Raw genomic sequence first — 26,027 nt, forward strand, 5'->3', positions numbered from 1 at the left:
AAGCTAACGGGGCTGTGGTTGCCTAACGCGGTCTGAACGGATGCGCTTTCTGGTGCCAGGCCCAGGCCGTACGGATGACCGTAGGCAGGTCGGAGTGACGCGGCACGAAGTTCAGCACCTTTCTCGCAGCAGAGGGATCCGCGACCAGATAGGTGGGATCGCCGGCGCGGCGCGGCTTGACGGTGTGCGGCACCTCGCGTCCGGTCTCCTGCCTGATGGCGTCGAGGATCTCGCGCACGGAAAAGCCGGCGCCCGTGCCGAGGTTGAAGCTGCCCCCGGCATGCCCTTGTTCCAGAAGCCTCAAGGCCGCGACATGCGCGGCCGCAAGGTCGGTGACATGGATGTAGTCGCGGATCGCGGTGCCGTCGGGCGTATCGTAATCGTCGCCGAACACCGCGAAGTCGACATGGCCCTGGAGCGCCATCATCGCGCGCGGAATGAGATGGGTTTCGTTGTCGCGCAGCTCGCCGATTCCACCGGCCGGATCGGCGCCGCTGGCGTTGAAATAGCGCAGGCAGAACGCACCGAAGCCATAAGCCGTGCGGTAGTCGGCGAGCATGCGCTCGATCATCAACTTCGATGCGCCGTACGGATTGATTGGCGCGCAGGGAAAATCTTCCGGCAGCGCCTTGGAATCGGCGTTGCCATAGACGGCGCCGGTCGAGGAGAACACGATGCGATTGCAGCCCGCGTTGCGCATGGCCTGCAACAACGACAGCGTGCCTTGCACGTTGTTGATGTAGTATTTCTGCGGGTCGGTCATGGACTCCCCGACGAGGCTCGCCGCCGCGAAATGCATCACCGCCGCGATCTTGTGGTCGACGAAGGCGCGCGCCAGCGCCGCGACGTCGAGCAGATCGCCCGTCACCAATGGGCCGGCGACGAAGCTGCGATGACCTGTCGAGAGATTGTCATAAACGACGGGCTGGTAGCCGGCGGCGGTCAGTGCGCGGCAGGCATGCGAGCCAATATAGCCCGCGCCCCCGGTGACGAGGACGGTCGGTCGGTCGGTCATGTCGTCTTCTGCTCTTCTCTTAGCGGAGGGGGCGGTTGCGGCTGAAGAGAAGATAGAGCGCGCGGGGGTTGGTGGTCAAATAGCGCCAGAACAGACGGCGTGGCTCGAGCAAGGTGCGCCAGGCCCATTCGAGTCCGATCTTCTGCATCCATTGCGGCGCGCGGGAACGGCTCCCTGACAAGAAGTTGAACAGGCCGCCGGATGTCTTGATAACGCCAACATTGGTCAGATGCGGCGTGAATTCCTTCACGAATGCCTGCTCGTTGGGCACGCCGAGCGCGACCCACAGATAGTCCGGCGCCAGGGCGTTGATCTCCTCGATCTTGGCACGTAGCGCCTCGCCGCGCAGATAGCCGTGGCTGCGCCCGACGATCTTGAGGCGTGGATACATCTTCTGGACCTTCTCGACCGCAGCGGCGTTCTCGGCCTCGCTTGCGCCGAACATATAGAACGTGCGGCCGACTGCCTCCGCCTTGCGCGCGACGATGTGGAACAGGTCCGTGGTCGCAACGCGCTCCGGCAGCGGGAACCAGGATTGCAGCTTCGAGGCCGCGACCAGCGGCTGGCCGTCGGCGTTGATCAGGTCGGCGGCGCGGAACAGGCGCTCGGTCTGCGGCTCGGTCGAGCAGCGCGCCAGCACCTCGCCATTGGCTGAGGTCAGGAACAGCGGACGGCCGATGCGATTGTCGGGATCGGTCGCCTCGATCATGAAATCGGCGGTCGCTTCCAGGTCGAGCGCGGCCATGCGAAGCCCGCCGACGGTGATTCGCGGCACGTCGGCAGTTGCTACCCGTCCGTCGAGGTTGACGCGGCGCTCAAGCATATTGTCTGCCTCGCTGGCGCGTTTGGATTGCAGGGGTGAGCTCGTCGAGCACGACGCCGACGAGCTTGCCCTCGGCGGGGCCGAGCGCGGCCAGGATCTCTTCCAGGCTGTCGTTGACGTCGAGGCTGGTCGGCAGCACGGCCACCAGCGAGTCGGTGTCGTCGAGCAGCTTGCGGCCGCCGGCCGAGAACGGCATCGCCGGACCGTCGAGGATCACGAGATCATAGCCGCCGGCGGAACGGGCCTGCGCGATCGCCTTGCGGATGGCGTCGGCCGCCTTGCCGGCGTCGCCCTCCGCGGCCGGCAGCACCGAGATGCCGTTGACCGTCTTGATCTCGCGGGCGTCCTTGCTGCCGATCGAGAGCCAGCCGAGCCTGCTCGGCTCGCTCTTGCCGGGACGGATGAGCTTGTTCGAGAGCGAGCGGGCCTGATGGTCGGCATCGATCATCAGCACGCGGGCGCCGTCGCGCGCCGCCGCCAGCGCGAAATTCAGCGCGGTCACGCTGCGCCCGGTGGTCTTGCCGGCACCGACGAGCGCGATGACCGGCATCGCCTTGCCGCCGGCGCGTCGCGCCACTGCGGCGCGCATGTCGCGCCAGGCGTTGAGCAGCGTTGTCAGGGGAAAACCGGGGCGGAGCGTCGGCCAACCCAGCCGCGTGAGGTCGACGCCGCCTCCCGTGGCGAGGATGGCGCCGAGGGTGTGGATGACGTCGGCCTCCTGGAAGCGTGCGATCAGCGGCTTTTCGATCAGAGGCGTTTCGACCATCGAAGGCTGCAGCGGGGGCGCGGCAAGTTCCGGCGGAGCCTGCGCAACTTCTGGCGCTCGCGCAGCCGGTCGAGGCTGAGCGGCTTCTGGAGCTCGTGCGACCTGCGGCGTTCGCGCAGGATCCGGGGTTGGCGTGCGCTGGGGACGGGCCGGCGTCGGTGCTGGTGTGGTCGCGCCGGTAAGCAGGAGCTCGACCGCGACGAACCAGCTTGACGCCGCGATCGCCCCGAACATGAAGCCGATCATGGCGAACAGGCTCATGGCTGGCGGGAACGAGCGCCGCTGCGGCACTGTCGCCTCGCCGATGACGCGGGCCGCCGAAGTGTTCAGGCTCTCCTGCTCCTCGGTCTCGCGGGAGCGCTTGAGAAATGATTGATAGACGTCGCGGCTGGCATCGGCTTCGCGCTCGAGCTCGCGCAGGCGCACGGCGGCCTGGCTGAGCTGGATGCTCTGCCGCTTCTGCGCTTCCAGCGCCCGGTTGAGCGAGGCCTCAAAATCACGGGCGCGCGTCAAATCGTTCTTGGCGGACTGAGCGAAGCGGTCGATCTCTTCGTTGATGGTGCGCTTGAGATCCTCGACCTGCTTCTCGGTCTGGCGCAGCGCTGGATGGCGCGGCCCGAGCTCGCCGGCTTGCTCCGCATATTTCTTGCGGGCGTCGGCATATTGCGCGCGCAGATTGGCGATGGTTGGCGATTGCAGCGCCTCCGGAATGGCGCCGGCATCGGCAGCGGTACGGCGGCTCGCTTCGATCTGGTCGAGCCGCGCCTGGGCATCCATCGTCGCCGCGCGAGCCGCGGAAAGCCGCTGGTTGCTGGCGGAGAGCTGCTGGTCGCTGATCAACGCATCCTGGGTGCCGACGAAATTGTTCTGGGCCTTGTAGGTGGCGAGCGCGGTCTCGGCGTTGCGCAGCCGCTCGCGCAGCTCCTTCAGGCGGCTGGAGAGATCGTTGGTGGCGCGCCGAGCGGCCGAAGCCTGCGAGTTGCGGGATTCGGCGAGGTAAGCATTGGTCAGCGTGTTGGCGAGCATGGCCGCTTTGGCGGGGTCCGTCGACCAGACCTCGATGTCGACGATGAAGCTCTTCTCGGTCTTGCGGATCGTGATGTGCCTGCTCAGCGCCTCGAGCGCCGCGAGCTGCACTTCCTTCTTCTCCGCGGCGGAGGGCGCGCGGGGTTGCAGGCCGATCAGGCCGAGCAGCGACGACGTCAGGCTCACACCCTCGCCGCCGCCGAATTCCGGATCCTTGTCGAGACCGGCCTGCTGGATCACCTGGAGCAGCACGCTGTTGGAGGTGATCAGGCGCGCCTGGCTCTCCACCACCATGGACATGCCGGAGACGTCCTGGGCGCGGGGCGTGAGCTCGCGGTCCACGAGCTGGAGCTCGCGTGGGTCGACATAGAGCTGAGCGGTAGCGGTGTAGCGGGGCGTCACGCTCTTGCCGATGGTGACGGCAAGCGTCGCGCCGAGCAGGGCGGCCGCGGTGATCGCTACCTTTCGCCGCCAGAGTAAATTTGCAAGCTCCAGCACGTTGAAGCCGGCCTGAGGCTTCCGTTGCGAGGCCTCCGGTCCGGCCCGATCGATCGGCTGGTTATAGTCAAGCATGATCCCCAGCTTTCATTCCAAGCGCCGCGGGCTGAGGGGTTACTCTTCGCTTTACGCCACGCACCCGGGATATGGGTGCCCAATCAACGCAACAGGGAAAATTAACCATACTCATTGAGGGACTATTCACCGAAATGGCAAACAAAGCGTTTAAGCGCATGCCGCCCTTGGCTGCGTCGCCGTGACGCCGAGATCCCCCAGAGATTAACGGTTCGTTACCGCGCGCAGCGGGCCTGCGACGCGTCGCTCGTCGTGCGATCAACTGCGCGCACATGGCGGTCAGCGCTTCCGCAGGATCACGTGATAGTCGCCGCGGCGGACGTCGGTGCCGCGCGGGAGCACGGCGTTCAGCACCGCAGCGCCGGCGTCGACCAGGGCCGCAAACAGCGGCTTGCGCCGGCGCATCTCGGGATAGCGCGGGCTTTCGACTTCACGACGATAGATCATCTCGAGGCCGTTGGCGGCCGCGAATGCTTCGAGCCGGGGCAGCGTCACCAGCGGATGGAAGAACGTCGGGAACGGCGGCTCGCCAGGCAGGCCGGCGTCCTTGATGCCGCGGATGTGCCGGTAGAACCAGACGTGAAACCAGTGCGGCGAGTATTTGGTGACGACTCCGGAGAGCGAGCGCGGATTGGGCGCGCCGATCAGGATCATCCCGCCGCGCTTGAGCGCGTCACGGAAGTTCAGGAGCGCGGCGTCGACGTTCGGCAGATGCTCGATCACGTTGTAGCAGATCACGAGATCGAACGTCTCGCCGCCGAAGCGGTAGGTCTGGACATCGCCGAGGATCGCCTCGTCGGCGTAGGTGTTGTTGCGGACCTGGTCCTCGTCGATGTCGACGACGGTGACCTTGCTGCGGCTCAGCAAGTCCGGCGGCAGAACGCTGCATGAGCCGCCACCTGCTTCATAGATGGCGAGCCGGTCCTGCGGCAGCTCGCGGCACAGCACCTCATGGACGGCGAGCAGGCTGTCGCGGGCTTCGCCGGGGACAAGATCATGAAGCGCCTGGGCATATGTCGCAGCCGCAGGGATTTGGATCGCCGTGGCTGTCGCGAAATCGATCGTGGCTGGTTTGTTCATATTTTCTGACCGCGCTTGTTCTATTCAAATTTACAGGAAAAAACGCGCTTGCCCGAAGAGCAAATCCGATGCCGCACCGTCTCACCGGTCGCAGTGCTTACGGTCGGGTTAATGCGCATGCGCATTAACTACAGCATTGTTCATGTTGGGGCCTTGTCGGCGCATGGACCGCCAATTGCAGTATCACGCCCGGTGAATCTTGCGGCGATGTGCCGCTCGGCAGCCGCCTATTTTGGGACGCATCTGTCCCGCGGCGATGTATCGTCGTGGGACGCGCGATCGAAGCAGGGCTTTTTCAATATATCTCGGACATCTAGAACGTCATGACATTGATCCCGACAGACCTCTCCGCCGCGCGCATCTCGGATGCAGTGCGCGATCCCAATCGGGAGATCGCGGCGAGCTCTGCGATCATCGACCTGTCGGTCGGCGTCGTCGTCTGCATTCCCTGCTTCCGCCGTCCGCAGCACCTGCGGCTGACGCTGGAATCGCTGGCGAACCAGCGCACCCCGCGTTCCTTTGCCGTCGTCATGGTCGAGAATGATGCCGCGCGGCGCGAAAGCGCGCCGGTTGCCGCGGAGTTTCTGGCCGCTGGAAGGCTCCAGGGTGTTTGCCTCATCGAGAAGCGGCAGGGGAACTGCCAGGCGATCAATGCTGCATTCGAGACGGCGCAGGGGCTGTTTCCCGCCGCGACCCGTTTCCTGATGATCGACGACGACGAGATCGCATCAAGCGACTGGCTCGAGCTGATGGTCCGCACTGCGGAGGCGACCGGTGCCGACGTGGTCGGCGGGCCGGTGCTGCCGGTCTTCGACGACGACAGCAAGCCCTGGCTTTCGCGTCATCCAGCCTTCTGTCCCGCCTACGACTACAGCGGTGCGGTGCCGCTGATCTACGGCTGCGGCAATTGTCTGATCACGCGTGCCGCCTTCGAACGGTTCGATCGTCCTGCGTTCGACCTGCGCTTCAATTTTCTCGGCGGCGGCGATTGTGACTTCTTCGTGCGGTGCCGTGACGCCGGCATGATATTCCACTGGACGGCGGAGGCTGTCATCACCGAGACCGTGCCGCACAGCCGCACCAGCCTCGGCTGGATCGCAAAGCGCGGCCTGCGCATCGGTGCGATCAATTATCGTGTGCAGTACAAGGCCGCGCGAAGCGCAGCGGCGCGGGCGCGGGTGTTTGCGCAGATGCTTGGACGGCTGCCGCTGTCGATGGTTCGCGCCGCAGCCTTGTTGACGTCGTCGAAAGCCGTCGTCGCGATGCATCCCGTGATGGTCGCGTTTGGCGCCGCCTTGGCGGCCTTCGGCCTCGAGCCGAAACCTTACGAAGCCTCGAAGATCGTGTCTTGATGCGACGGCGACGGACTAGATGCCGAAACGGGCGAGGGCGACCCGGATTGCGGAGCGTGGCAACGACTTGAGCGACCGCCGGCCGATCATCGCCAGATAAGTGAAGACGTCGCGATATCTGCCGAAGCGAATCGCTTGCATCGCCGAATACGTGACGAGATGAATCTCGGCAGCCTGACGCAACCCACGCGCCGCACCCTCGGGGAGTCTCGCCAGGATCAGTCCGTCATCGAAGACGCGTGCGACCGCCGGCAAGAAATCCTGCGGCGTTCGCACCGCCGCGTTCATCGTGTTGGCCGTATGCAGGCGATAGTCCAGCAGAAGTTTGGGCGCGAATTCGAACTCACCGATCGCGGCAAGGCGGCACCAGCAATGCCAGTCCTCGCAATATCTGAGCGAGACGTCGAAACCGCCGATGGCGCGAAAAGCCTCCGCACGGGTGAGCACGATGCCACCGTTGACGATGAAGTTCCCGGCCGTGAGCCGCACCAGCACGTCGCCTGATGGCTTGCGACGTCCCTTCAAAAGCTCGCGCCGGCCGATCTGCCGTCCTTCGCTGTCGATAGTGTTGTAGTCGCCGTAGACGAGAACTGCGCGCGGCGCGCCGCGCGCTGCCGCCAGGAGTGCCGCCACCGCGCCGGGGCGCAGGCGGTCGTCGGCATCGAGGAAGAGCAGCCACTCGCCGCTCGCATGCCGGGCGCCGAGATTGCGTGCCGCCGAGACACCCGCGGCATCGTTATCGATGAAGCGCAACCGCGAGTCACGCACGTCCCGGACGATTGCAGCGGTTTCATCGGTCGAGCCGTCGTCCACGACGATCACCTCGGTCACCTCGCGTTGCGCCAGTGCGCTAGCGAGAGTTTCGCCGACATAAGCCGCAACGTTCTTGGCGGGAATGACGACGGATACCGATGTGGTCGAGCCGACTTGAAGCGGCAAGCGCGCCGGCGCTGCCGCGCGGGAGGCGGCCGGCAGGTCGAGAACGTCTTCGGCGGTGATCAAGCTACGGCTCGCCCTTAATGATCTGTTAACCAGGATCCATCTGCCGCGCTGGCAATGCTTGCGATCGCAAGCCCGGCTGGCGGCGGATGATACTCGCATTGCGGGCAAACCGTTGCCGGGAAGGCCTGTGCGCCGCCGGTTTCGTAGAATAGCGTTAAGCCGCTGGCATTAAGGCTGTGGCAAATTTGGAAGAGTGCGACAGCCGGCCCCATGCGAGAATGCGGATCGGACTGCCGCGGATGGATCCAGTGCCCGCAAAGACATTCGAACACGACCCCGACGCGATGATCCTTAACCTCTTCTATGAGGACAAGGACGACCGCTGGTTTCCCGGCGACCGGCATCTGCGGCGCATGGCTCGCCGGTTGCTGCTCGGCGAGCCGCGCATGAGCGGCCAGCTTCGCGTGTTCCTCAATCTCTGTGCGGGGCTCGACCGGCTCGGCATCCGCTACCGCGTCAACGACTACGGCCATATCGCCCAGCATCCCGATGAGCTCGCCTGCATCATCGGCCGCACCTTCCTGCTCGATAAGTTCGCGTGGAAGAACCCGATCCTGCTTGGCGTTGCCGCCCACAATCATCCGCTCGACGACCCCGATCTGTTCAAGCGTCTGCCGGTGAAGAAGGTCGTGGTGCCCGGCTCCTGGTATGTCGACATGTACCGGCCGTACTGGCCGGACACCGTGGCCTGGCCGGTCGGCATCGATACGGATCTCTGGGCGCCGTCGCACGTCTCGCGGAAGGTGGTCGACGTGCTGATCTACGACAAGGTCCACTGGGAGCGCGAGCGCTATGCGCCGGAGATGATCGAGCCCGTTCGCGCGCGGCTGGGTAAGGACGGTCGCTCCTTCACCGAATTGCGCTACGGCAGCTACAAGGAAGAAGACTATCAGGCCGCGCTGGCGCGTTCGCGGGCGATGATCTTTCTGTGCCAGAGCGAGAGCCAGGGCATCGCCTATCAGCAGGCCTTGTCCTGCGGCGTGCCGGTGTTTGCCTGGGATCCCGGCGGGCCGTGGCGCGACCCCGATTATTATCCGCACCGGGTGAGGTTCGCGCCGGTGTCCTCGGTGCCGTATTGGGACGAACGCTGCGGAGCCAAGTTCACCGACATCGCGGGGTTCGAGGCGGGCTGGGAAAAGTTTTGGGCCGGGTGCGCCGCGGGCGAGTTCGATCCGCGCGGTTACATCCTCGACAATCTCACGCTGGAGCAACGGGCGCTGCAATACTACGAGATCGCGCGGAGCATCGTGCAGCCAGCGGTGTCTCAGACCTCCGGCAGGCCCGTTGACGGCGGCTTAACAGGGTTGAGCCGGGACCTGAAGGCTCACCGGCGTCACCAGATGTCGTGAGCCATGGACCGCAGCGCCGCTGACATGACCGACGTCGAGGTCCAATCGTTGGGCCATGTCCTGCGCGACCGCCTTGCGGGGCTCAATGCCGTGCAGGTGGCGCGCTGCCTCGTTGCGGTCGGGTCGCTACTGCTGGTGCTGGTGACGCTCGATCCGTTCCCGGACCTGCGCAATCCCGACGTCACCACCATCGTCGGCGGACGAATGGCGCTGACCTATATCTCCTGGGGCCTCCTGGCCGCGGTTGCGGTGCTGTGTGTCGCTGCCTCGGATGCACCCGCGCTGAAGAGCCTGGTGACACCGCTTCATCTTTGCCTCCTGGGCTGGCTGGCGATCAACATCGTCTTCTCCGAGAGTCGCGGCGTTTCGATCCAGCGATTCGTGCTCGCGGCCAGCGTGACGTCGCTCGCCGTCTTGTTGCCGTTGCTGCCGCCGACGCAGCGCAGCTTCAACCTTTGCCTGGGTGCCGCCGCGCTCGTGCTGCTCGCGCTCTGCTATCTCGGCGTCATCCTCGCGCCGCAATATTCGATCCACACGGTCCTCGACGTCACCGAGCCGCAGCTTGCCGGCGACTGGCGCGGCAGCTTTGGCCACAAGAACATCGCCTCGGCCGTGATGACCATCCTGGTCTATGTCGGCATCTACCTGTCGGCCGTGGGCTCGTTCGTGATGGGCCCCGCGATCGCCGTGCTGGCCGGCACCTTCCTGATCTTCACCGGCGGCAAGACGTCGTCGGTGCTGTGCCTTGCGGTCTATGCTCTCGCCTCGCTGGTCTATGTCACGCCGGGCCTATGGCTGAAGCGGATCATCTGCTTCGTGCCGCTGGTCGCGATGAACCTGTTGACCGTCGGCAGCGTCATGAGCCCGGCGCTCGGGGCGATGACGCGGCTGCTTCCGCTCGATCCCACCTTCACCGGCCGCTCTGCGATCTGGGAGTTCGCCCTCGCTGCCGTCGCCGAGAAGCCGATCATCGGTCACGGCTATGGATCGTTCTGGGACGACGTGAGTGCGCGACAGACCGCCCAAGGCGCCGAATGGGCGACGTCGGCGGCGCACAGCCACAACAGCTATCTCGATCTCGCGGTCACCATCGGCTCGCCGGGACTGGTGCTCGTGATCCTCGTCTTCGTCCTCGCGCCGCTCGGGAATTTCCAGACGGCCCAGGCTCACAGCCGCAGTGGCGCACTGGCCAAGCTGTTCCTGACGGTGTGGCTGTTCGGCCTGTATTACGGCGCCACCGAGACCTTCCTGCTCGAACGGCAGAATCCGATCTGGTTCATGTTCGCTCTTGCCGTGGCCGGCCTGCACTTCCTGGCGAGGTTCCAGTGCGTCGAGCAGATCGAACCGAAACGCTGACAGCTTACCGCAGCCAAGCCGCCTCGAGTGGCATTGGCTTAACGATAAAGTGGCCTGCGACAAAACATAATCTATCTGGAAACATTCAGTAATCGTATGCCCAGCAGATGACGTTTCTCAGCGTCGAACAATTAGACGGCCAGGTGTCCAGCGCGTCGGGAATCGCAATCGATTTCGTCCGTGACTGGCGGCACGCCGCCTCGCGCCTGAATGCCGGGCACCGCACCGCTTTCCAGCATGCTTACTGGCTCGGCGCGTGGTACGAGGCGTTTCAGGACGTCGCTCCGCTGATCGCCGTGATCTCCGATGCCGCCACGGGTGAGGATATCGCGATCGTGCCGATGATCAGCCATATCAGGCGCGGCATCCGCATTGTCGAGTTCGCGGACCTCGGCGTCTCCGACAACAACGCGCCGGTCCTGGCACTCGATGCCGCGTTGGATGCGGGGGCGACGGATGCGATCAACAGGGCGCTGATCGGAGCGTTGCGCGCGCTGCCCGACCGTTTCGACCTGCTGCGCCTGAAGAAGATGCCGGCCCAGGTCGGCGGCAGGCCGAACCCGCTGGTATCGCTCGGCCGGATCGGATCCTCCTCGCTCAATGGCAATCTCGTGTTGATGGGCGATGACTATGACGACTATCAGGCTTCGATCAAGCGCCTGCAGATGCCGCGCTGCTGGCGGGTCTTCAGCCGTCATGCCGGCGCGCGGTTCGAGATCGCCGCGGACGTCGTGCGTGCGCATGAGCTGCTGGATGTGACGGATGTCCAGCAACAGGCACGCATGCAAAAGCTCGGCTCGCCGTTCGTCCTCAACGACGAGACCCACGCGCGATTCTATCGCGAGGTCGTCCGCCGGGGCCTCGCCGAAGGTTATGCCATGGTCTCGGCGCTGGTATGCGACGAGGGCGTCGTCGCCACCGCGTTTGGGGTCAGGCATGGCGCGACCTATTTTCTGCTCCGTATCAGTCATGCCGGCGATTCATGGTCGAGCTGCTCGCCGGGTCTTCTCGTTATCCAGCGCACCATGGCGGCACTGCATGCGCAGGGCGTGCGCCGTTTTGACCTCAGCATCGGCAATCAAGCCTACAAGCGCCGTTTCGGCGCCGAGAGGGTGCCGTTGACCGATGTCAGCGTCGCGCTGTCCTGGCGTGGTTTGCCTTTCGCCTGGCGCGATCACGCCGCGCAGGGCCTTCGCCGCTATCCGAAGCTCGCCGCCCTCGCGGCGCGGGCGATGGGCAAGGGCGCGCATTAACGCGGCGGAGAGGCGTCATCTCGAAAGGCCCGCACGAAAGGCATCCAGCAATGCGCGGCCCTGCGGCCAGTCGCCGAGCCTGCTCGACGCGTTGATGTGGCCGAGTGCGCCCAGCACGATCAAGTCGGATTCCCAAACGCGTGCCCGTCGCTGCGTCATCTCGAGCCCGCCATAGGGATCATCCGTGCTGACGATGATGAGCGAAGGAAAGCGCAGTGAGCGGTCGGGCACCGGCTTGAACGCGGCGGCTTCGCTGGGAAAATTGGCCCCACCTGGATCGGGCACGGCGACCAGGAATGCGCCCGCGATCACGGACGGGAAGCGCGCGGCCCAGTGTGCCACCAGCAGGCAGGCGAGACTATGTGCGACTAGGACGGGCGGCCTCGCGCAGTGCCTGACCGCCCGCTCCAGGGCTTGCTCCCAGTCACCGAGGTCTGGCTGGTCCCAGCTCGCCGGCTGGAATCGCGTGAAGCGCGCATCGGTGCGCTCCCATAGCGTTTGCCAGTGGGTATCTCCGGAGCCGCCAAGGCCGGGCAAGGTGATGATGTCGTGCATGATCGTCCCGTGATATCTGAGGTGAGATCGCAGTGTGGCCGGTTCGGGTCCTGCATCACATGGCAAGTCATCGGCGGAATCGTTCATCTGCCGATGATCTCAAGGCGGAATGGAGAATTCGGTTGGATCGCTTCGGGAGCATTGACGCGAAAGACTTGAAGATCCTGGAGGCGCTGCAAGCCAATGCGCGCGTGCCGCTGTCCGAGCTTGGCCGATCCGTCGGATTGTCCCAGCCGGCAATTTCCGAGCGGGTCAAGCGGCTCGAGGAAGCCGGGATCATCGAAGGCTACGGTGCCCGGATCAATCCGCGCGCGCTCGGGCTCGGCCTGATGGCGCTGGTCCGCCTGCGCACCACGCATGAGCACATCAAGACCTGTCTGAAGAGGTTCGGCGAGATTCCGTACATCATCGAGGTCCATCGCGTGACGGGCGACGATTGCTTCGTGCTGAAGGTGCTCGTTCCGGCGCCGGAAGATCTGGAGACGATCGTGGACCGCATTGCCGGCTTCGGCGCCGTCACGACCTCGCTGGTGCTGCGGAGCGAGCCGGTGCGGCCGATCGGCAAAGACCTCGTCAGGAAGAAGATCGAACGCAGTTGAAGCGTGGCCTGCGACGATCGACGCGTCACGGCGCCGCCACAAAGCCCTCGATTGCGCCGAGCTTCCGATTAACGCGCGAGTTGTGTTATCGTCGTCTCCGTTTTTCCGGAGGTGACATGGAAGATCGTTCGGCGAAATATCGTGCATTCTATGCGCAGTTGATTTGCGCGGCGGCGAAGGCTGCGGACCCTCGTCTCGAGCAGGCCTTTCGGACCGTCAGGCGCGAGCCGTTCGTCGGGCCCGGGCCGTGGTCGATCTGTCTCGGTGGACATCCCTATGTGGTCACGCCTGACGATGATCCCGCTTTCCTCTATCAGAACGCGCTGTTGGCGCTGGACCCGGCGCGCGGTCTCAACATCGGCATGCCCGGTGCGCACGCCTATTGGCTCAACGGCTGCGCCGTGAAGGAAGGCGAGACCGTGGTCCAGATCGGCGCCGGCAGCGGCTATTACACCGCGATTCTCGCGCATCTCGTCGGTCCCGGCGGCCGCGTTCAGGCCTATGAGATCGATGAACGTCTGGCGGGACTCGCGCGCGACAATCTGAAGGACATCGCCCATGTGGATGTGCGCGACCGCTCGGGCATCGCGTCGGATCTGCCGGCTGCGGACGTGATCTATGTCTGCGCGGGCGCGGCGCAGCCGGCGGCGGACTGGCTCGATGCGCTGCGGCGCGGCGGGCGACTGGTGTTTCCGTTGGCGCCGGAAGGCATGCTCGGCGGCATGTTGATGATCACCCGGCCGGATGACGGTGCGATCTGGCCGGCGAAGTTCCTCAGCCGCGCCCAATTCATCGGCTGCGCAGGATTGCAGGATGCGGAGGCTGGCCGGCGATTGGGCGAGGCGTTCGCAAGAGGATGGGAAGGGGTGCAGTCGTTGCGGAGAGAGGGCGCTCCCGACGAGACATGCTGGTTTGCAGGAGAGGGCTGGTGGCTTTCGACGGCGCCGGCACCTATGCCGACGGAGTCAGTTCGGCCTCACGCCGATCTTACGCAGGTCTAGCGGTGACCGCGTCTCGCGATCCCGTGCATTCGGCGCAGTGAAGCCGGCCGCGCGAGGCGCGGAACAAGTTGCGGCAATACCAGCGTCGCGCAAGTGCCTGTGCTGGCTTGCGGATCATCTGCGCGATCAACAGGAGCTCGAAAGCCATTCGTATCGTTCTTTGTCAAGTATTCCAGCCACAGATGGGCGGCATTCCCGAATGAGAATGCCGCCCGCGTCGCATCAGCCATGCAGTCGATCGTAAAGCTTAACTGCGAGGCTTAGCCGTGCAGCTCAGCCATGCAGCTTCCTGGCAGTCTCCGCGATCTGGCGGCCCTGATAGCGTGCGCCGGCGAGCTCGTTGGCGCTGGGTTGGCGGCTGCCGTCGCCGCCGGTGATCGTGGTGGCGCCGTACGGTGCGCCGCCCGTGATCTCGTCGAGCTTCATCTGGCCGGCAAAGCCGTAGTTCATGCCGACCACCACCATGCCGAAATGCAAGAGGTTGGTGATGATCGAGAACAGCGTGGTTTCCTGGCCGCCGTGCTGGGTCGCAGACGAGGTGAAGGCGCCGCCGACCTTGCCGTGCAGTGCGCCCTTGGCCCAGAGCCCGCCGGCCTGGTCAAGGAAGTTTGCCATCTGCGAGGCCATGCGGCCGAAGCGGGTGCCGGTGCCGACAATGATCGCGTCGTAATTGGCGAGGTCCTCGATCCTGGCGACCGGCGCGGCCTGGTCGAGCTTGTAATGCGAGGCTTTCGCGACCTCGGCCGGCACCAGCTCGGGCACGCGCCTGATGTCCACGGTGGCGCCGGCCTCGCGCGCGCCTTCGGCGACGGCATTGGCCATCGCCTCGATGTGGCCGTAGGCGGAATAATAGAGGACGAGAACTTTGGTCATGGTGGTCTCCGTTGATGCAGTTGTGATAGGCGGATTGCCGGGATCGTCATGCCCGGGCTTGTCCCGGGCATCCACGTTCTTGTCAGCGCGTGGAGAGGCGTGGATGGCCGGGACAAGCCCGGCCATGACGGAGAGAGGTGCTACGCAGCGTCGACGAGCACGAGCTCGGAGTCTTCGAGCGCCGTGATCTTCAGCCTGGCCTCATCGCGGATCGCAGCGCCGTCGCGAGCGTTGACGCGCACGCCGTTGATCTCGACGGCGCCCGCCGCGGGCACGAGATAGAGATGCCGCGACGTCTGCGGCTCATACTCGGCGCTCTCGCCCGCCTTCAGCGTGGTGGCGAGCACCCGGGCATCGGCGCGGATCGGCAGTGCGTCCGTGTCGCCCTCGAAGCCGCTCGCGATGGTGACGAGCTTGCCGGAGCGGTCCCCCTTCGGGAACGGCTTTGAACCCCAGGTCGGCTGGCCGCCGCGCTCGGTCGGCTCGATCCAGATCTGGAAGATCCGCGTCCTGGTCGGCTCGAGATTGTACTCGGAGTGGCGGATGCCGCTGCCGGCGCTCATCACCTGCACGTCGCCGGCGTCAGTCCGGCCCTCGTTGCCGAGGCTGTCCTGATGGGTGATCGCGCCCTCGCGCACATAGGTGATGATTTCCATGTTGGCGTGGGGATGGGCCGGAAAGCCGGTGTTCGGCGCGATCTCGTCGTCGTTCCACACCCGCAAGGCGCCGTGGCCCATGTTGTTCGGGTCATAGTGGCTGGCGAAAGAGAAATGATGCTTGGCCTTGAGCCAGCCGTGATCGGCGCCGCCGAGCTTTGCGAAAGGTCTGAGTTCGATCATCTGCGCAATTCCTTGACTTGAGAGGGTGGCGGTTCGGATCAGGCGCCGAACCCGCCGTCGACATTGAGCACCGTGCCAGTGACGAAGGAGGCTTCGGGGCTTGCGAGGAACACGATTCCGGCGGCGACTTCCTCGGGGCGACCGAAGCGCTGGAGCGCGTGCTGCTTGCGCTGGGTCTCGGCGAACTCGCCGCTGTCCTTCGGATTCATGTCGGTATCGATCGAGCCGGGCTGCACCACGTTCACGGTGATGCCGCGCGGGCCGAGGTCGCGCGCCGCGCCCTTGGTGTAACCGACCACGGCCGCCTTGGTGGCGACATAGTCGGCAAGACCCGGGAACGAGGCGCGGTCGGCAAGCATCGAACCGACGGTGACGATGCGACCGCCTTCACCCATCAATTGCGCGGCGGCGCGGATCGCCGCGATCACGCCGTGCACGTTGATGGCGTCCTGGCGGGCAAACGCGTCCGCGTCGGCCTTGGGATCGTCGATTGCGCCACCGGCGGCGACGCCGGCATTGTTGACGAGGATGTCGAGACGGCCGAATTCCTTGGCGACATCGTTGACGAGCTGCGTCACGTCCTTCGCGGAAGCTTGGTCGGCCTTGAAGGCACGCGCCTTGACGCCCTTCGCCTTCAACTCGGCGACCACGGCCTCCGCCTTGTCGGGCGAGGCGACGTAGCTGATGGCGACATCAGCGCCTTCATCGGCCAGTGCGCGGGCAGAGGCTGCGCCGATGCCGCGCGAGCCGCCGGTGACGAGAGCAACCTTGCCGGAGAGCTTCTTGGTCATTGGATTTCTCCATGTCCTGAAATTTCTGATGACCCTTGGATAAGCCTCCGCCTGTGGTATAGAAATAGAAACTGTTGAAACTCATTGTTTCCCTGAGTGCCCTATTTGGACCGGCTGCCATGGCAAAGCTCCCAGACTTCGAAGCGCTCGCGATTTTCGCAAAAGTCGTTGAATTACGGTCGTTTGCGGGGGCCGCGAGCGAGCTCGTAATGTCCAAGGCCACGGTGTCCAAGGCGGTCACGCGGCTGGAAGAGCGGCTCGGTGCGCGGCTGTTCAACCGCACCTCGCGCCGGCTCGCGCTGACCGATGCCGGCCACAAGCTGGCCGAACGCGCGACGCGCCTGCTTGCCGACGGCGAGGCCGCCGAGAACGAGGCGCTGGCGCAGTCGGTGGCCCCGCGCGGCCTGGTGCGGCTCGCCGTGCCCATGACATTCGGCATCAAGGCGGTGGCGCCGCTTCTGCCCGAATTTTTCGAGACCTATCCGGAGGTCTCGGTCGACCTGCATTTGAGCGATGCGACCATCGACCTGATCGGCGAGGGGTTTGACATGGCGGTGCGGATCGCGCGGCTGCCGGACTCATCGCTGATCGCGCGCCGGCTCTTCACCATGCCGCGCTACACGGTCGCCGCGCCGTCCTATCTGAAACGCCATGGACGGCCGACGCACCCGATGCATCTGGCCGAGCACAAATGCTTCAGCTACGCCTATCTCTCCACGCCCAACGTCTGGCACTACACCAATTCGGCCGGCGAGCAGGCCAGCGTGCGCCCGGGCGGCCAGCTTCGCGTCAACAACGGCGAAGCCGTGATGCCGGCGCTGATCGCGGGCCTCGGCATCGCCGAGCTGCCGGAGTTCATCGTCGGCGAGGCGATCTCGTCCGGCGCCGTCGAGGTCATCCTGAAGGACTGGAAGCAGGCCGAAGGCCGCCGTGCACCTGGTGACACCGCCCGGCGGCCCGCGCCCCGCGCGCGTGGAAGCGCTCGGCGATTTCCTCGCGGCGAAGCTGCCGGGCACATGCAAGCGGCGGCCGCGCGGGAGAGAGAAGGCGTCGTAGCGCGAACGGCTTCAACGCCCCTGTCATTGCGAGCGTAGCGAAGCAATCCAGAATTTTTCCGCGGCGACAGTCTGGATTGCTTTGTCGCAAGAGCTCCTCGCAATGACGGAGTCGGACTAAGCCACCTTCACGCCATTGATCGCGACAATGCGCAGGCTTGGCTTCAGCGTCTCTTCCAACCGCGTCTTCAATTCGTGAACGCGCGGATCGCTCGAGCGCGCCGCGCAGGCGGCATATTGATGGACGGATTGTGCCAAGGCATGCCGCGCTTCGGGCGTTTGCGTCAATTCGGGCGTTGAAAGCCGCAACACGATCGCTGCGAGATTCACCAGCATCTCGTCCAAGGCAACGTCGATAGTCCCAAGATTGCGCATCACTCACTCCCTGGGAGGGTAACGGCGGCTCCAGGCATGCGTTCCTGGCCCGGGTCGGACATGGCTAACGCTTCGTAAACGACTTGTTCTTGCCGGTCGCCACGTTAGGCTGGCCGGTGAAACAAAGAAAATCAGGGGGAGGCACCACCATGGATCGACGCGATCTGTTGCGCGCCGCTGCGGCATTGCCGTTGTTGCGGGCTGCTTTACCGGACAGGGCGTTGGCGCAAACCTATCCGGTGCGCAACATCACCATGATCGTGCCTTTCCCGGCCGGCGGACAGGCCGATCTCGCTGCGCGACCGGTCGCGATGGGGCTGGAGCGGGTTCTCGGCAAGCCAGTGATCGTCGACAACCGAGCCGGAGGCGGCGGCGGATCGGTCGGCAATGCGGCGGCGGCACGCGCCGAGCCCGACGGCTACACGCTGCTGATGACGCTGTCCTCGCTCGCGGTGCTCCCCGAGGCCGACCGGCTGTTCGACCGACCCGTTGCCTATGAGGTCTCGCAGTTCATGCCGATCGCGCGCGTGCTCGCCGATCCGACGCTGCTCGCGGTGCCGGCGTCGGCGCCCTGGAAGACGGCACAGGATTTCGTCGAGGACGCGAAGACGCGGCCGGGCCAGATCACCTACGGCTCGTCCGGTCCCTACGGCACGCTGCATGTGGCGATGGAGATGTTCGCGAACAGCGCCGGCATCAAGCTGCTTCACGTGCCGTTCCGCGGCGCGGGTCCCGCGCTGACGGCCATCCTCGGCGGCACCGTGCAGGCGATCGCCGCCGCACCGGGCACGCTGAAGCCGCAGGTCGACGACGGCAAACTGCGCGTGCTCGGCAATTGCGGCGCGCACCGCATCGCGAGCTTTCCGGACCTGCCGACGTTCCAGGAGCTCGGCTACAAGGACGTCGAGTTTTACATCTGGGCCGGGCTGTTCGCGCAGAGGGCGCTGCCGGCGCCGATCGCGTCCCGCCTGCGCGAGGCGATGGCGCAGGTGATGAGGAGTCCTGACGTCCTCAAGGCGTTCGAGACCTCGGGCAGTCTCGTCGCCTATCAGGACGCGCCGGCCTTCGCCCAATTCATTGCCGCCGACAGCGCGCGTCTGATCGCGGCGGTGAAGAAGATCGGCAAGGTGGAGTAGGTTCCAGCTCCGTCTTCACATTTTGTTGTTGGTTCAGAACCTGCCCGTGTCTCATTGTTTGATGAGAATTCGAGAGACTCGGGAAGGAATCGAGAGATGCGAACAGAGCGGATTGCGCTGGGTGTGGCGCTCGCGATTGGCGGCATCGTCGCGCACAGCGCTGCGTCCGCCCAGGAATATCGCGGGACCATGGAACAGCAGATGGCCTGCACGCCGGATGTGTGGCGGCTGTGCAGCGACCAGATTCCGGACGTGAACCGTATCGTGGCCTGCTTGCAACAGAACACGCCGCAGCTTTCCAGCGGCTGCCGTGCCGTGTTCCAGTCCAACAATCAGGCGCAGCCGGTGCCGCGCAATCGCGTCACGCCCCAGCAGCGCTACAACACCGCGCCACCGGCCCCGCCGCGGCCTTATCCTCCTTATCCTTATGACGAGGATGACTAAAGCGCGATGCGATTAGGATGAAGCGTCATCGCGCTTTAGGTTATTGTTTGAGCATGATCTTTTCGGAAAACCGCTGCACACTTTTCCGGATCATGCTCGCGTCTCGCTCAGGACCGGTGCTCGCACACATCGACCCATTCGGCGGCGACCAGCTCGGCCAGCCGGTCAGGCGTAATGCGCACCGCGCTGTGGGTCGAGCCTGCGGCCGGAACCACGATGTCGAACGCCTTCAGCGAGACGTCGCAGTAGATCGGCAGCGGCGATTTCAGACCGAAGGGGCAGACGCCGCCAACCTCGTGCCCGGTGATGTCGGCGACCTCCTCCAGACCCAGCATCTTCGGCTTGCCGCCGAACTGCGCCTTCACCTTTTTATTGTCCATGCGTGAGGTGCCGGCGGCGACGATCAGGATCACACGCTCGCCGATCCGCAACGACAGCGTCTTGGCGATCCGTCCCGGCTCGACGCCATAGGCTTCGGCCGCCAGCGCCACGGTCGCGGAGCTGATCGGGGATTCGATGACGGAGATGTCGGGGGCTTTCTCGGCGAAGAAGGCGCGAACGGATTCCAGGCTCATTCCGGGCAGCTCATTCCAATCTCACAGGCGGGCGGCGACCTTTAAGCTATTCCTGGCAGCTCGGAGAGTGCGCGGATACGATGATCCGGCGCGAAGCCGAGCTCGTCCATCTGGGTGCGGATCGCCTTGAACATGGTGAGCGGTGCCACGAGTTCGTTCTCGACGCAAGCCAGCGCCATCGCTTCGGGCGTCACCCGCTCGATCCAGGCAACCTTCAATCCGAACGATTTCGCCCCGGCTGCGTCCCAGGGATTGGAGGAGACGAACAGAACCTCGTTCGGCGCGGTGCCGAGCACCTCGCCGATCGGCTCATACGCGTCCGGGCTCGGCTTGAAGATCTTCTTCGCATCGACGCTGATGGTGGCATCGAGCAGGGCATCGAGGCCGGAATTGCGCACGAGCGCATTGAGCATGTCCGGGCTGCCGTTGGAGAGGATGGCGAGCTTGCGCGGCCTCAGGGCCGCAAGCGTCGCGGTCGCATCCGGATAGAGATCGAGATGCAGATACTTCTCGATCACGCGCTCGAACGCCTCGCTCTCGTAGGCCAGCCCGAGCACACGCAGCGTATAGGCGAGCGAGTCGCGGGTGACCGCGGCAAAGTCCTGGTAGCGCCGCATCAGCGAGCGCAGCCAGGTGTATTCGAGCTGCTTGATGCGCCAGATCTGCGTGATGATCTCGCCATAGCCCGGAAATGCATCCTCGGTGATTTCTGCGACCGACTGGATGTCGTAAAGCGTTCCGTAGGCGTCGAATACGACGGCTTTGATGCTCATTGGCTGTCCTTCCAGGCAGTTGTGGTCGCGAGAACGCCGCTTGGGGGAGTGCGCATAATCGTCAGCTTACCAGAGCAAAGCGGAAGTCTGCCACTGCAAGTGTGATCGGCGGCTTGTGACCCGTAGCAGAAGTGGCGCGTCAGCACGATGTTCGCTTTGCGCCATTACAGGCCGGTTGGGTCAGGTAGCACTTTGACCCCAAAGCTGCGAAAGCTCAGTCTTGTCCGGAACCTAGATCGCGCGGTTATGGCGGTAACTTCGTCACAAGTCTGCTAGCACCTTGCGAGCTTCCACGAGATCGCGCGTTTCTAAGCCCTCGCTGAACCAGCTGTAGATCGGCACAAGAGCGTCGCGCGCCTCTCGTCGCATGCCGCGTGACGCTTGCAGTCTGGCGCGCGCAATGCTTGCGCGAAGCTCGGGCAACTTTGCTCCCTGGGCAGCGGCGATCTTGATCGCAGTTTCGAACTCCGCGTCCGCTTGATTTCCCGCCTGCTCCCCGACTGTCAGCAACAGCAGTTCACCGCGCTCCCGGTGAAGCTCGGCGGCGCACCAGCTCTCGAGACTTGCGTCCGCAATTGCGACCGCTTCGTCGATGATCCGAAGCCCGGTCATGGCGTTTCCGGCCTTGCGATGAAGCGCCGCGAGCAACCCAAGATGGTGCGGAATGCGTAGTCCCGCGCTGGTTCGCCGGAGATCCTCAAGCCCAGCGTCAAAGTCCGCAAGACCTTCCTCAAGTCTGCCGGATTCAGCGATCGCCCAGGCGCGAACGAGGCTGGCCCATGCACCATAGTAGTCGAAGCGGTACTCGGTGCAGATGTCGCGTGACTCTGCAGCAGCCCTCAGTGCGGCATCGGGCTCTTGCCTGAATTGATATAGCATCGCCAGATAGTTGAGCGCGAGCGCGATGCTGAATGGATGTGAAATCTCACGCGCGACGGCGAGCCCTTTCTCGGCAATCCCAAGGCTACGAACGGGGTACCCGAGGTGCCAGTCGCAATGGCTCATGTAGGCGCGGCAGAATACGCTCATATCAATTCCGTAGACTTCGGAATAATAGCGGCCGCGGTATTCGCCGGCTTGTGCGCTTCTGTCGAGCCGGTTGCGTGAGAATTGAAACTGGCCGAGGTGGAACGAGAGCACTCCCGCAAGATGATCGGCTTCGGCTTGACGTACGGGATCGCCGCTCCGTTTCGCGAGCGCCTCCGTCTCCTTAACCAGACTTGTGGCCTCGCGCAGGTTGGCGCGCACGTGATAGACGTGGCCGAGCCCCTTCAGCGCGGCGGAGAGATCAGCCTCGCTCTGTAGCTCGCGGCTGAGCTCCTGTGCGCGCTGGAACGCCGCTTCTGCCTCGCGTGAAGCAAATCCTTTAGTTGCAATCAGCGGGCCGCCGAGCCCAAGCTGCAGGGCAACTTCGAAGCGCGAGCGTGATGCTCCGGGCGGAAGTGCTTGGGCGCAATCTAGCCCTGATCTCAGATGGGCAATTGCCTCCATATTCGCCGATCGGGTGGCTGCGAGGCGACCGGCCCTCATCCAGTATGGAATGGCCTTCTCGGCCAATCCCGCCTCGCCAAAGTGACGGGCGACCAGCTCCGGCTGCGCCTCGACAAGTTGCGGAAAGACCGCTTCGATCGATGTGGCAATCCGCGCGTGCAGCTCCTGGCGGCGCCGCTTGAGCAGGCTTTCGTAGGCGGCATCGCGCACCAGAGCATGCTTGAAGACATAGGTAGCGGCAGGCGCGAGACCGCGGCGGAAAACGAGCTCTGCCGCTACCAGGCGGTCAAGCGCCGCAGTGAGCTCCCCCGCGGGCATCGAAACGACCGCAGCGAGCAATTCGTGATCGAACTCGCGGCCGATACAGGCTCCGATCTGGGCGACCTCCTTGACTGGAGCCAGACGGTCAAGCCGCGCCATTAACGAATCGTGCAGCGTCGCCGGGATCGCCAAGGACGGGAATGCGCCGGCGAGGACGTAGCGAGCGCCGGTGTAGCGGAGGATCCCGGCTTCAAGAACGGCCTTCGTGAGCTCCTCGGTAAAGAGTGGCACACCCTCGGTCCGCGCCAGAATCTGGTCGAGGACCTCGGCTGGAAGCGATTTGCCTTCGGTGATCCTGTCGACGAGTACAACCACCTGCGCCTGTGGCAGGCGGTTTAGCATGAGCAACGTGACGTGCGGAAACCCGGTCCATGGCGGCGGGAGCTCGGGGCGGAATGTGGCGACGACCAGCACTGGCAGGTCCTGAAGACGATCCACGATCTGGTCGAACAGCTCGCGCGAGGTGGGATCGAGCCAGTGCGCATCTTCAAGCACCATCAGCACCGGGCCGCGAGCGGCAAGTCGATCGAGGCGGGCCAGGAATGTGCGGAACAGAAGAGCCTTCCTTTGCTGCGGCGACATTTCTGGCTGGGTGCTCGGCCTCTCATTTGGAATGCCGAGCAGATCGGCAATAAGCTGGATTGCATCGCTAGATAGCCCTTCGCCGTTTTCGCCAAGGAGTAACTCGAGGCGCTTGAGCCGTGTTTCTGCGGCATCCTCAGGTGCGAACCGCGCCTCCCGCTCGAGCTGCGAGATGAAGGGAAAGAGCGGACTGTTCAGGTGATGCGGCGAACAGGCGTAGCTAACGAGCGTGACTTGTTCGTCCTGTAGCCGTTCTCGCAGCGCGAGCACCAATCGTGATTTTCCGATTCCTGGCTCGCCAAAAATCAAGACGACCTGTCCAGCCCGTCCTTTGGCAAGCTGCCACCGTGACAGCGTCAAATCGAGCTCCTCGCTGCGCCCGACGAGTGGCGTGATGTGGGCTCCGTGCAAAGCCTCGAACCTGCTTTCTGCCCGGCCTTCGCCGATGACCCGCCAAGCTTGCACCGGCTCGGCAAAGCCCTTGAGCCGAAGGGAACCAAGCTCAACAAATTCGAAGAGATCGCCGACCAGACGGCGCGTGCTGTCGGCGATAACGACCGTACCAGGCTCCGCAACCTGTTGCAGACGGGCCGCGAGATTAGGTGTCTCCCCAGTGACCGCTTCCTCCTTCGCAGCACCTTCCCCGAGCAGATCACCCACCACGACAAGCCCGGTGGCGATGCCGACGCGCGCTGCCAGCAGGCCTCCTGTGCCTGACGACATGCCGCTGACCGCTGTTGCGACCGCAAGTCCCGCACGGACAGCTTGCTCTGCCGCATCTTCGCTTGCGCGCGGCCAGCCGAAATAGGCCTGCACTCCGTCTCCCAGAAACTTCGCGACGTGGCCCTCCAGTCGCGCAATCTCTCCCGCCACCGTGTTGGAGTAGGCCCGCATGACCTCGCGCAGCTCCTCGGGATCGAGACGGCGGCTGAGGTCGGTCGAGCCGACGAGGTCGACGAACATGAGCGTGAGCTGACGGCGCTCCACCGACGCGGGGGGCCGCGCCGCCGCCAGGTCCGCTGGTAGCAGGCCGATTGCATCGAGAAGCTTCCGCCGGTGGCCGACAGCCTGGACTCCAATCTCCTTGAGATCTTCAACCGTCAGGTGGGGCAGGATCTCAAGGTCAACTCCGTTGTCGCGAAACGTCTGCTCATAGGATTGCAGGCCCAGGCTGCGCAGCCATTCTCCGATATCCAACTTCGTCTCCGTAGCCCCCTCGATTACGGATCCCCTCTTCCTCTTATCAGGCGGCCGATCGCTGTTCGGCGGCCGGCCTGACGTTCTGGTTTAGCCGGAACAGGTTGCCGGGATCGTACTTGGCCTTCAGTGCGGCAAGACGAGCGTAGTTCGGGCCATAGGCGCCGGCTACACGATCGGTCTCGTCCTCCGGCATGAAGTTGACGTAGACGCCGCCGGTTGCGTGAGGCGCGGTCTCAGTGAAGATCTCGCGCGCCCAGGCGATCGAACGTTGCTCATCCGCCGGATCGCGCCATCGCGTGTGAACATTCATGACATACTTCGCATCGCGGTGAGGGAACGCCGTGGCGTCGACGGCCATGCGACTGGTGGCGCCACCAAGCTGACCAATGAAAATCTCGCATTCCGCGGTCGGCAGGCTTGTCGTATAGCTTGCCAGCGTGTCGAGGAGGCCATCGTTCAGCTCAACGAAATTGTGCGACTTCCAGTAATTATAGGCGCCGGGCGTGAGCAGTGGGTCAAATGCGGTCTGCCAAGCCGCGAACGGCTGCATGCCGATCACGTCGGCGATCGGCTCTCCGAGCGCGCGCAACGGCTCCAGTGCACGCTTGCCCTCGTTCTCATCTCCCGTGTAGCAGACGGCGAACGCGACAATCTCCTTGCCGTGAACCTCGGCTGGCAAGAACGGCAGCGGCGGCGCCTGCCTCAGCACCACCCACACCGTTAGTTCGTCGGGCGCCTTCGCGGCGACGTCGCGATAGCCCGCGAGCAGCTCCTTCGCCCGCGCAAAGGGATGGATGATGAGGCCGGCCAGAACCATTGGGCCAACAGGATGCAGGCGGAACTCGAACGAACTCACCACCCCGAAATTGGCTCCGCCTCCGCGGAGCGCCCAGAACAGGTCGGTATTCTCGGCGATGCTCGCCCGGACAAGCTCGCCTTCGGCCGTCACCACGTTCGCCGAGATCAGATTGTCAGCGGCAAGCCCGAACTTGCGGCTGAGCCACCCAAAGCCACCGCCCAATGTCAATCCCGCAACGCCGGTCGTCGAGTTGATCCCCAGCGGGGTCGCAAGGCCGAAAGCCTGCGCCTCCGTGTCGAAGTCGCCAAGCGTCGCGCCCGGCTCTACTTGCGCGGTGCGGTGAAATGGATCAACCCTGACCGAGCGCATGAGGGAAAGATCAATTAAGAGCCCGCCGTCACAAACAGCATTGCCCGCGATGTTATGGCCGCCGCCGCGCACGGCGATCAAGAGGCCATGCGCACGGGCAAAGCGTACAGCACGAATGATGTCAGCGGCGCCTCTGCAGCGCACGACCGCGCCCGGGTAGCGATCGATCATTGCATTCCAGATCGTGCGTGCTTCATCATAGCCCGGCTCCTCGGCCAGACAGACGTTGCCTCGCAAGGTTTGGCGAAAGGCAGCAATTGCATCGCTTTCAAGCGTAATCGCCCCGCCCTGCAGTGAGGCCAGCCGGATCTCCGTCATGGTATCTCCTCCGTGACTAGTGGTCAGTATTGCAGCAGTCCGCTTCACGCTCTTGGACAGATCGGCAAAGGGGCGACCACCGCCCACGGCTCTTGCAACCTTGACGGCGCAGGATCGCCCGTTGCATGCCGTTCGACTTGCGAACGACAGATTTCCGCCTAGAGGTTAGTCCTCCGGCAAATCGAATGGTTCTGCGACAGAATGTCTCGCGGATGAGAAGCGCCCACAAACCCGCGCCGGTACTTGCAAACGAAATCAAGAAAATCCGGTGCGCAGAGGGAACTGCGGGGGCAGAGAAAGGATGGGGTTCCTCTGGCTCCCATTGCTGAAGCCAAC

General features: G+C 64.5%; 22 protein-coding genes and 1 pseudogene. 9 read left to right on the forward strand and 14 right to left on the reverse strand.

What is annotated here, in order from left to right:
* Nucleotides 1-22 precede the first annotated feature (22 nt).
* The 4 genes from galE to ACVIIV_RS12135 all read right to left on the reverse strand — a co-directional run bounded on the left by galE (nt 23) and on the right by ACVIIV_RS12135 (nt 5,283).
* Nucleotides 23-1,015 carry a UDP-glucose 4-epimerase GalE gene (gene galE, locus ACVIIV_RS12120; protein WP_456744390.1) on the reverse strand — a complete coding sequence of 331 codons (993 nt, stop codon included), beginning with the start codon at nt 1,013-1,015 and terminating at the stop codon, nt 23-25.
* 19 nt (nt 1,016-1,034) lie between these two features.
* Nucleotides 1,035-1,838 (reverse strand): WecB/TagA/CpsF family glycosyltransferase, encoded by an 804-nt coding sequence (locus tag ACVIIV_RS12125; RefSeq protein ID WP_456744391.1) that lies wholly within the window; start codon nt 1,836-1,838, stop codon nt 1,035-1,037.
* Nucleotides 1,831-4,203, reverse strand: coding sequence for an exopolysaccharide transport family protein (locus ACVIIV_RS12130; protein ID WP_456744392.1), 2,373 nt, complete (start codon nt 4,201-4,203; stop codon nt 1,831-1,833). The genes ACVIIV_RS12125 and ACVIIV_RS12130 overlap by 8 nt, the downstream gene beginning before the upstream one ends.
* A 279-nt stretch (nt 4,204-4,482) precedes the next feature.
* Nucleotides 4,483-5,283: a class I SAM-dependent methyltransferase gene (locus tag ACVIIV_RS12135; protein WP_456744393.1), complete on the reverse strand. Its 801-nt coding sequence runs from the start codon at nt 5,281-5,283 to the stop codon at nt 4,483-4,485.
* A gap of 323 nt (nt 5,284-5,606) precedes the next feature.
* Here ACVIIV_RS12135 and ACVIIV_RS12140 point away from each other — a divergent pair, with 323 nt between their 5' ends.
* Nucleotides 5,607-6,635: a glycosyltransferase family 2 protein gene (locus ACVIIV_RS12140; protein ID WP_456744394.1), complete on the forward strand. Its 1,029-nt coding sequence runs from the start codon at nt 5,607-5,609 to the stop codon at nt 6,633-6,635.
* 15 nt (nt 6,636-6,650) lie between these two features.
* On the opposite strand, the gene ACVIIV_RS12145 is transcribed toward ACVIIV_RS12140, so the two are convergent.
* Nucleotides 6,651-7,637 (reverse strand): glycosyltransferase, encoded by a 987-nt coding sequence (locus ACVIIV_RS12145; RefSeq protein ID WP_456744395.1) that lies wholly within the window; start codon nt 7,635-7,637, stop codon nt 6,651-6,653.
* 248 nt (nt 7,638-7,885) lie between these two features.
* Here ACVIIV_RS12145 and ACVIIV_RS12150 point away from each other — a divergent pair, with 248 nt between their 5' ends.
* The 3 genes from ACVIIV_RS12150 (at nt 7,886) to ACVIIV_RS12160 (ending at nt 11,595) form a co-directional block, all read left to right on the forward strand.
* Nucleotides 7,886-8,986: a glycosyltransferase gene (locus ACVIIV_RS12150; protein WP_456744396.1), complete on the forward strand. Its 1,101-nt coding sequence runs from the start codon at nt 7,886-7,888 to the stop codon at nt 8,984-8,986.
* 3 nt (nt 8,987-8,989) lie between these two features.
* Nucleotides 8,990-10,342, forward strand: coding sequence for an O-antigen ligase family protein (locus ACVIIV_RS12155; protein WP_456744397.1), 1,353 nt, complete (start codon nt 8,990-8,992; stop codon nt 10,340-10,342).
* A gap of 107 nt (nt 10,343-10,449) precedes the next feature.
* Nucleotides 10,450-11,595, forward strand: a complete 1,146-nt coding sequence (locus ACVIIV_RS12160) for a GNAT family N-acetyltransferase (RefSeq protein ID WP_456744398.1) — start codon at nt 10,450-10,452, stop codon at nt 11,593-11,595.
* 15 nt (nt 11,596-11,610) lie between these two features.
* On the opposite strand, the gene ACVIIV_RS12165 is transcribed toward ACVIIV_RS12160, so the two are convergent.
* Nucleotides 11,611-12,150 carry an RBBP9/YdeN family alpha/beta hydrolase gene (locus ACVIIV_RS12165; protein WP_456744399.1) on the reverse strand — a complete coding sequence of 180 codons (540 nt, stop codon included), beginning with the start codon at nt 12,148-12,150 and terminating at the stop codon, nt 11,611-11,613.
* 122 nt (nt 12,151-12,272) lie between these two features.
* Between ACVIIV_RS12165 and ACVIIV_RS12170 the strand changes: the two genes are divergently transcribed.
* Both ACVIIV_RS12170 and ACVIIV_RS12175 read left to right on the forward strand, forming a co-directional pair.
* Nucleotides 12,273-12,749 (forward strand): Lrp/AsnC family transcriptional regulator, encoded by a 477-nt coding sequence (locus ACVIIV_RS12170; protein ID WP_456744400.1) that lies wholly within the window; start codon nt 12,273-12,275, stop codon nt 12,747-12,749.
* A gap of 116 nt (nt 12,750-12,865) precedes the next feature.
* Nucleotides 12,866-13,750, forward strand: a complete 885-nt coding sequence (locus ACVIIV_RS12175) for a protein-L-isoaspartate O-methyltransferase family protein (protein ID WP_456744401.1) — start codon at nt 12,866-12,868, stop codon at nt 13,748-13,750.
* Nucleotides 13,751-14,023: 273 nt separating this feature from the next.
* On the opposite strand, the gene wrbA is transcribed toward ACVIIV_RS12175, so the two are convergent.
* The 3 genes from wrbA to ACVIIV_RS12190 form a co-directional block, all read right to left on the reverse strand.
* Nucleotides 14,024-14,623 carry an NAD(P)H:quinone oxidoreductase gene (wrbA, locus tag ACVIIV_RS12180; protein WP_456744402.1) on the reverse strand — a complete coding sequence of 200 codons (600 nt, stop codon included), beginning with the start codon at nt 14,621-14,623 and terminating at the stop codon, nt 14,024-14,026.
* A 140-nt stretch (nt 14,624-14,763) separates the two neighbouring features.
* Nucleotides 14,764-15,462: a pirin family protein gene (locus ACVIIV_RS12185; protein WP_456744403.1), complete on the reverse strand. Its 699-nt coding sequence runs from the start codon at nt 15,460-15,462 to the stop codon at nt 14,764-14,766.
* Nucleotides 15,463-15,500: 38 nt separating this feature from the next.
* On the reverse strand, nt 15,501-16,253 hold the full coding sequence (locus ACVIIV_RS12190) for an SDR family NAD(P)-dependent oxidoreductase (RefSeq protein WP_456744404.1): 753 nt from the start codon (nt 16,251-16,253) through the stop codon (nt 15,501-15,503).
* Between the two features lie 119 nt (nt 16,254-16,372).
* On the opposite strand from ACVIIV_RS12190, the pseudogene ACVIIV_RS12195 reads away from it, so the two are divergent.
* Nucleotides 16,373-17,309 (forward strand): annotated as a pseudogene (locus ACVIIV_RS12195) (LysR family transcriptional regulator).
* A 116-nt stretch (nt 17,310-17,425) separates the two neighbouring features.
* Here ACVIIV_RS12195 and ACVIIV_RS12200 read toward each other — a convergent pair.
* Nucleotides 17,426-17,683 carry a hypothetical protein gene (locus ACVIIV_RS12200; RefSeq protein WP_456744405.1) on the reverse strand — a complete coding sequence of 86 codons (258 nt, stop codon included), beginning with the start codon at nt 17,681-17,683 and terminating at the stop codon, nt 17,426-17,428.
* A gap of 149 nt (nt 17,684-17,832) precedes the next feature.
* Here ACVIIV_RS12200 and ACVIIV_RS12205 point away from each other — a divergent pair, with 149 nt between their 5' ends.
* Together ACVIIV_RS12205 and ACVIIV_RS12210 are read left to right on the forward strand one after the other, a co-directional pair.
* On the forward strand, nt 17,833-18,819 hold the full coding sequence (locus tag ACVIIV_RS12205; RefSeq protein WP_456744406.1) for a tripartite tricarboxylate transporter substrate binding protein: 987 nt from the start codon (nt 17,833-17,835) through the stop codon (nt 18,817-18,819).
* A 96-nt stretch (nt 18,820-18,915) separates the two neighbouring features.
* Nucleotides 18,916-19,263 (forward strand): hypothetical protein, encoded by a 348-nt coding sequence (locus tag ACVIIV_RS12210; RefSeq protein ID WP_456744407.1) that lies wholly within the window; start codon nt 18,916-18,918, stop codon nt 19,261-19,263.
* Nucleotides 19,264-19,370: 107 nt separating this feature from the next.
* Here the strand turns inward: ACVIIV_RS12210 and ACVIIV_RS12215 are convergent, their stop codons facing one another.
* The 4 genes from ACVIIV_RS12215 to ACVIIV_RS12230 form a co-directional block, all read right to left on the reverse strand.
* Nucleotides 19,371-19,838 (reverse strand): YbaK/EbsC family protein, encoded by a 468-nt coding sequence (locus tag ACVIIV_RS12215; RefSeq protein ID WP_061879018.1) that lies wholly within the window; start codon nt 19,836-19,838, stop codon nt 19,371-19,373.
* Between the two features lie 41 nt (nt 19,839-19,879).
* Nucleotides 19,880-20,611: a haloacid dehalogenase type II gene (locus ACVIIV_RS12220; protein WP_456744408.1), complete on the reverse strand. Its 732-nt coding sequence runs from the start codon at nt 20,609-20,611 to the stop codon at nt 19,880-19,882.
* Nucleotides 20,612-20,872: 261 nt separating this feature from the next.
* Nucleotides 20,873-24,202: an AAA family ATPase gene (locus ACVIIV_RS12225; RefSeq protein WP_456744409.1), complete on the reverse strand. Its 3,330-nt coding sequence runs from the start codon at nt 24,200-24,202 to the stop codon at nt 20,873-20,875.
* Nucleotides 24,203-24,248: 46 nt separating this feature from the next.
* Nucleotides 24,249-25,691, reverse strand: a complete 1,443-nt coding sequence (locus tag ACVIIV_RS12230; protein ID WP_456748711.1) for an FAD-binding oxidoreductase — start codon at nt 25,689-25,691, stop codon at nt 24,249-24,251.
* Nucleotides 25,692-26,027 lie beyond the last annotated feature (336 nt).

This window comes from Bradyrhizobium sp. USDA 4354 (assembly GCF_054060315.1).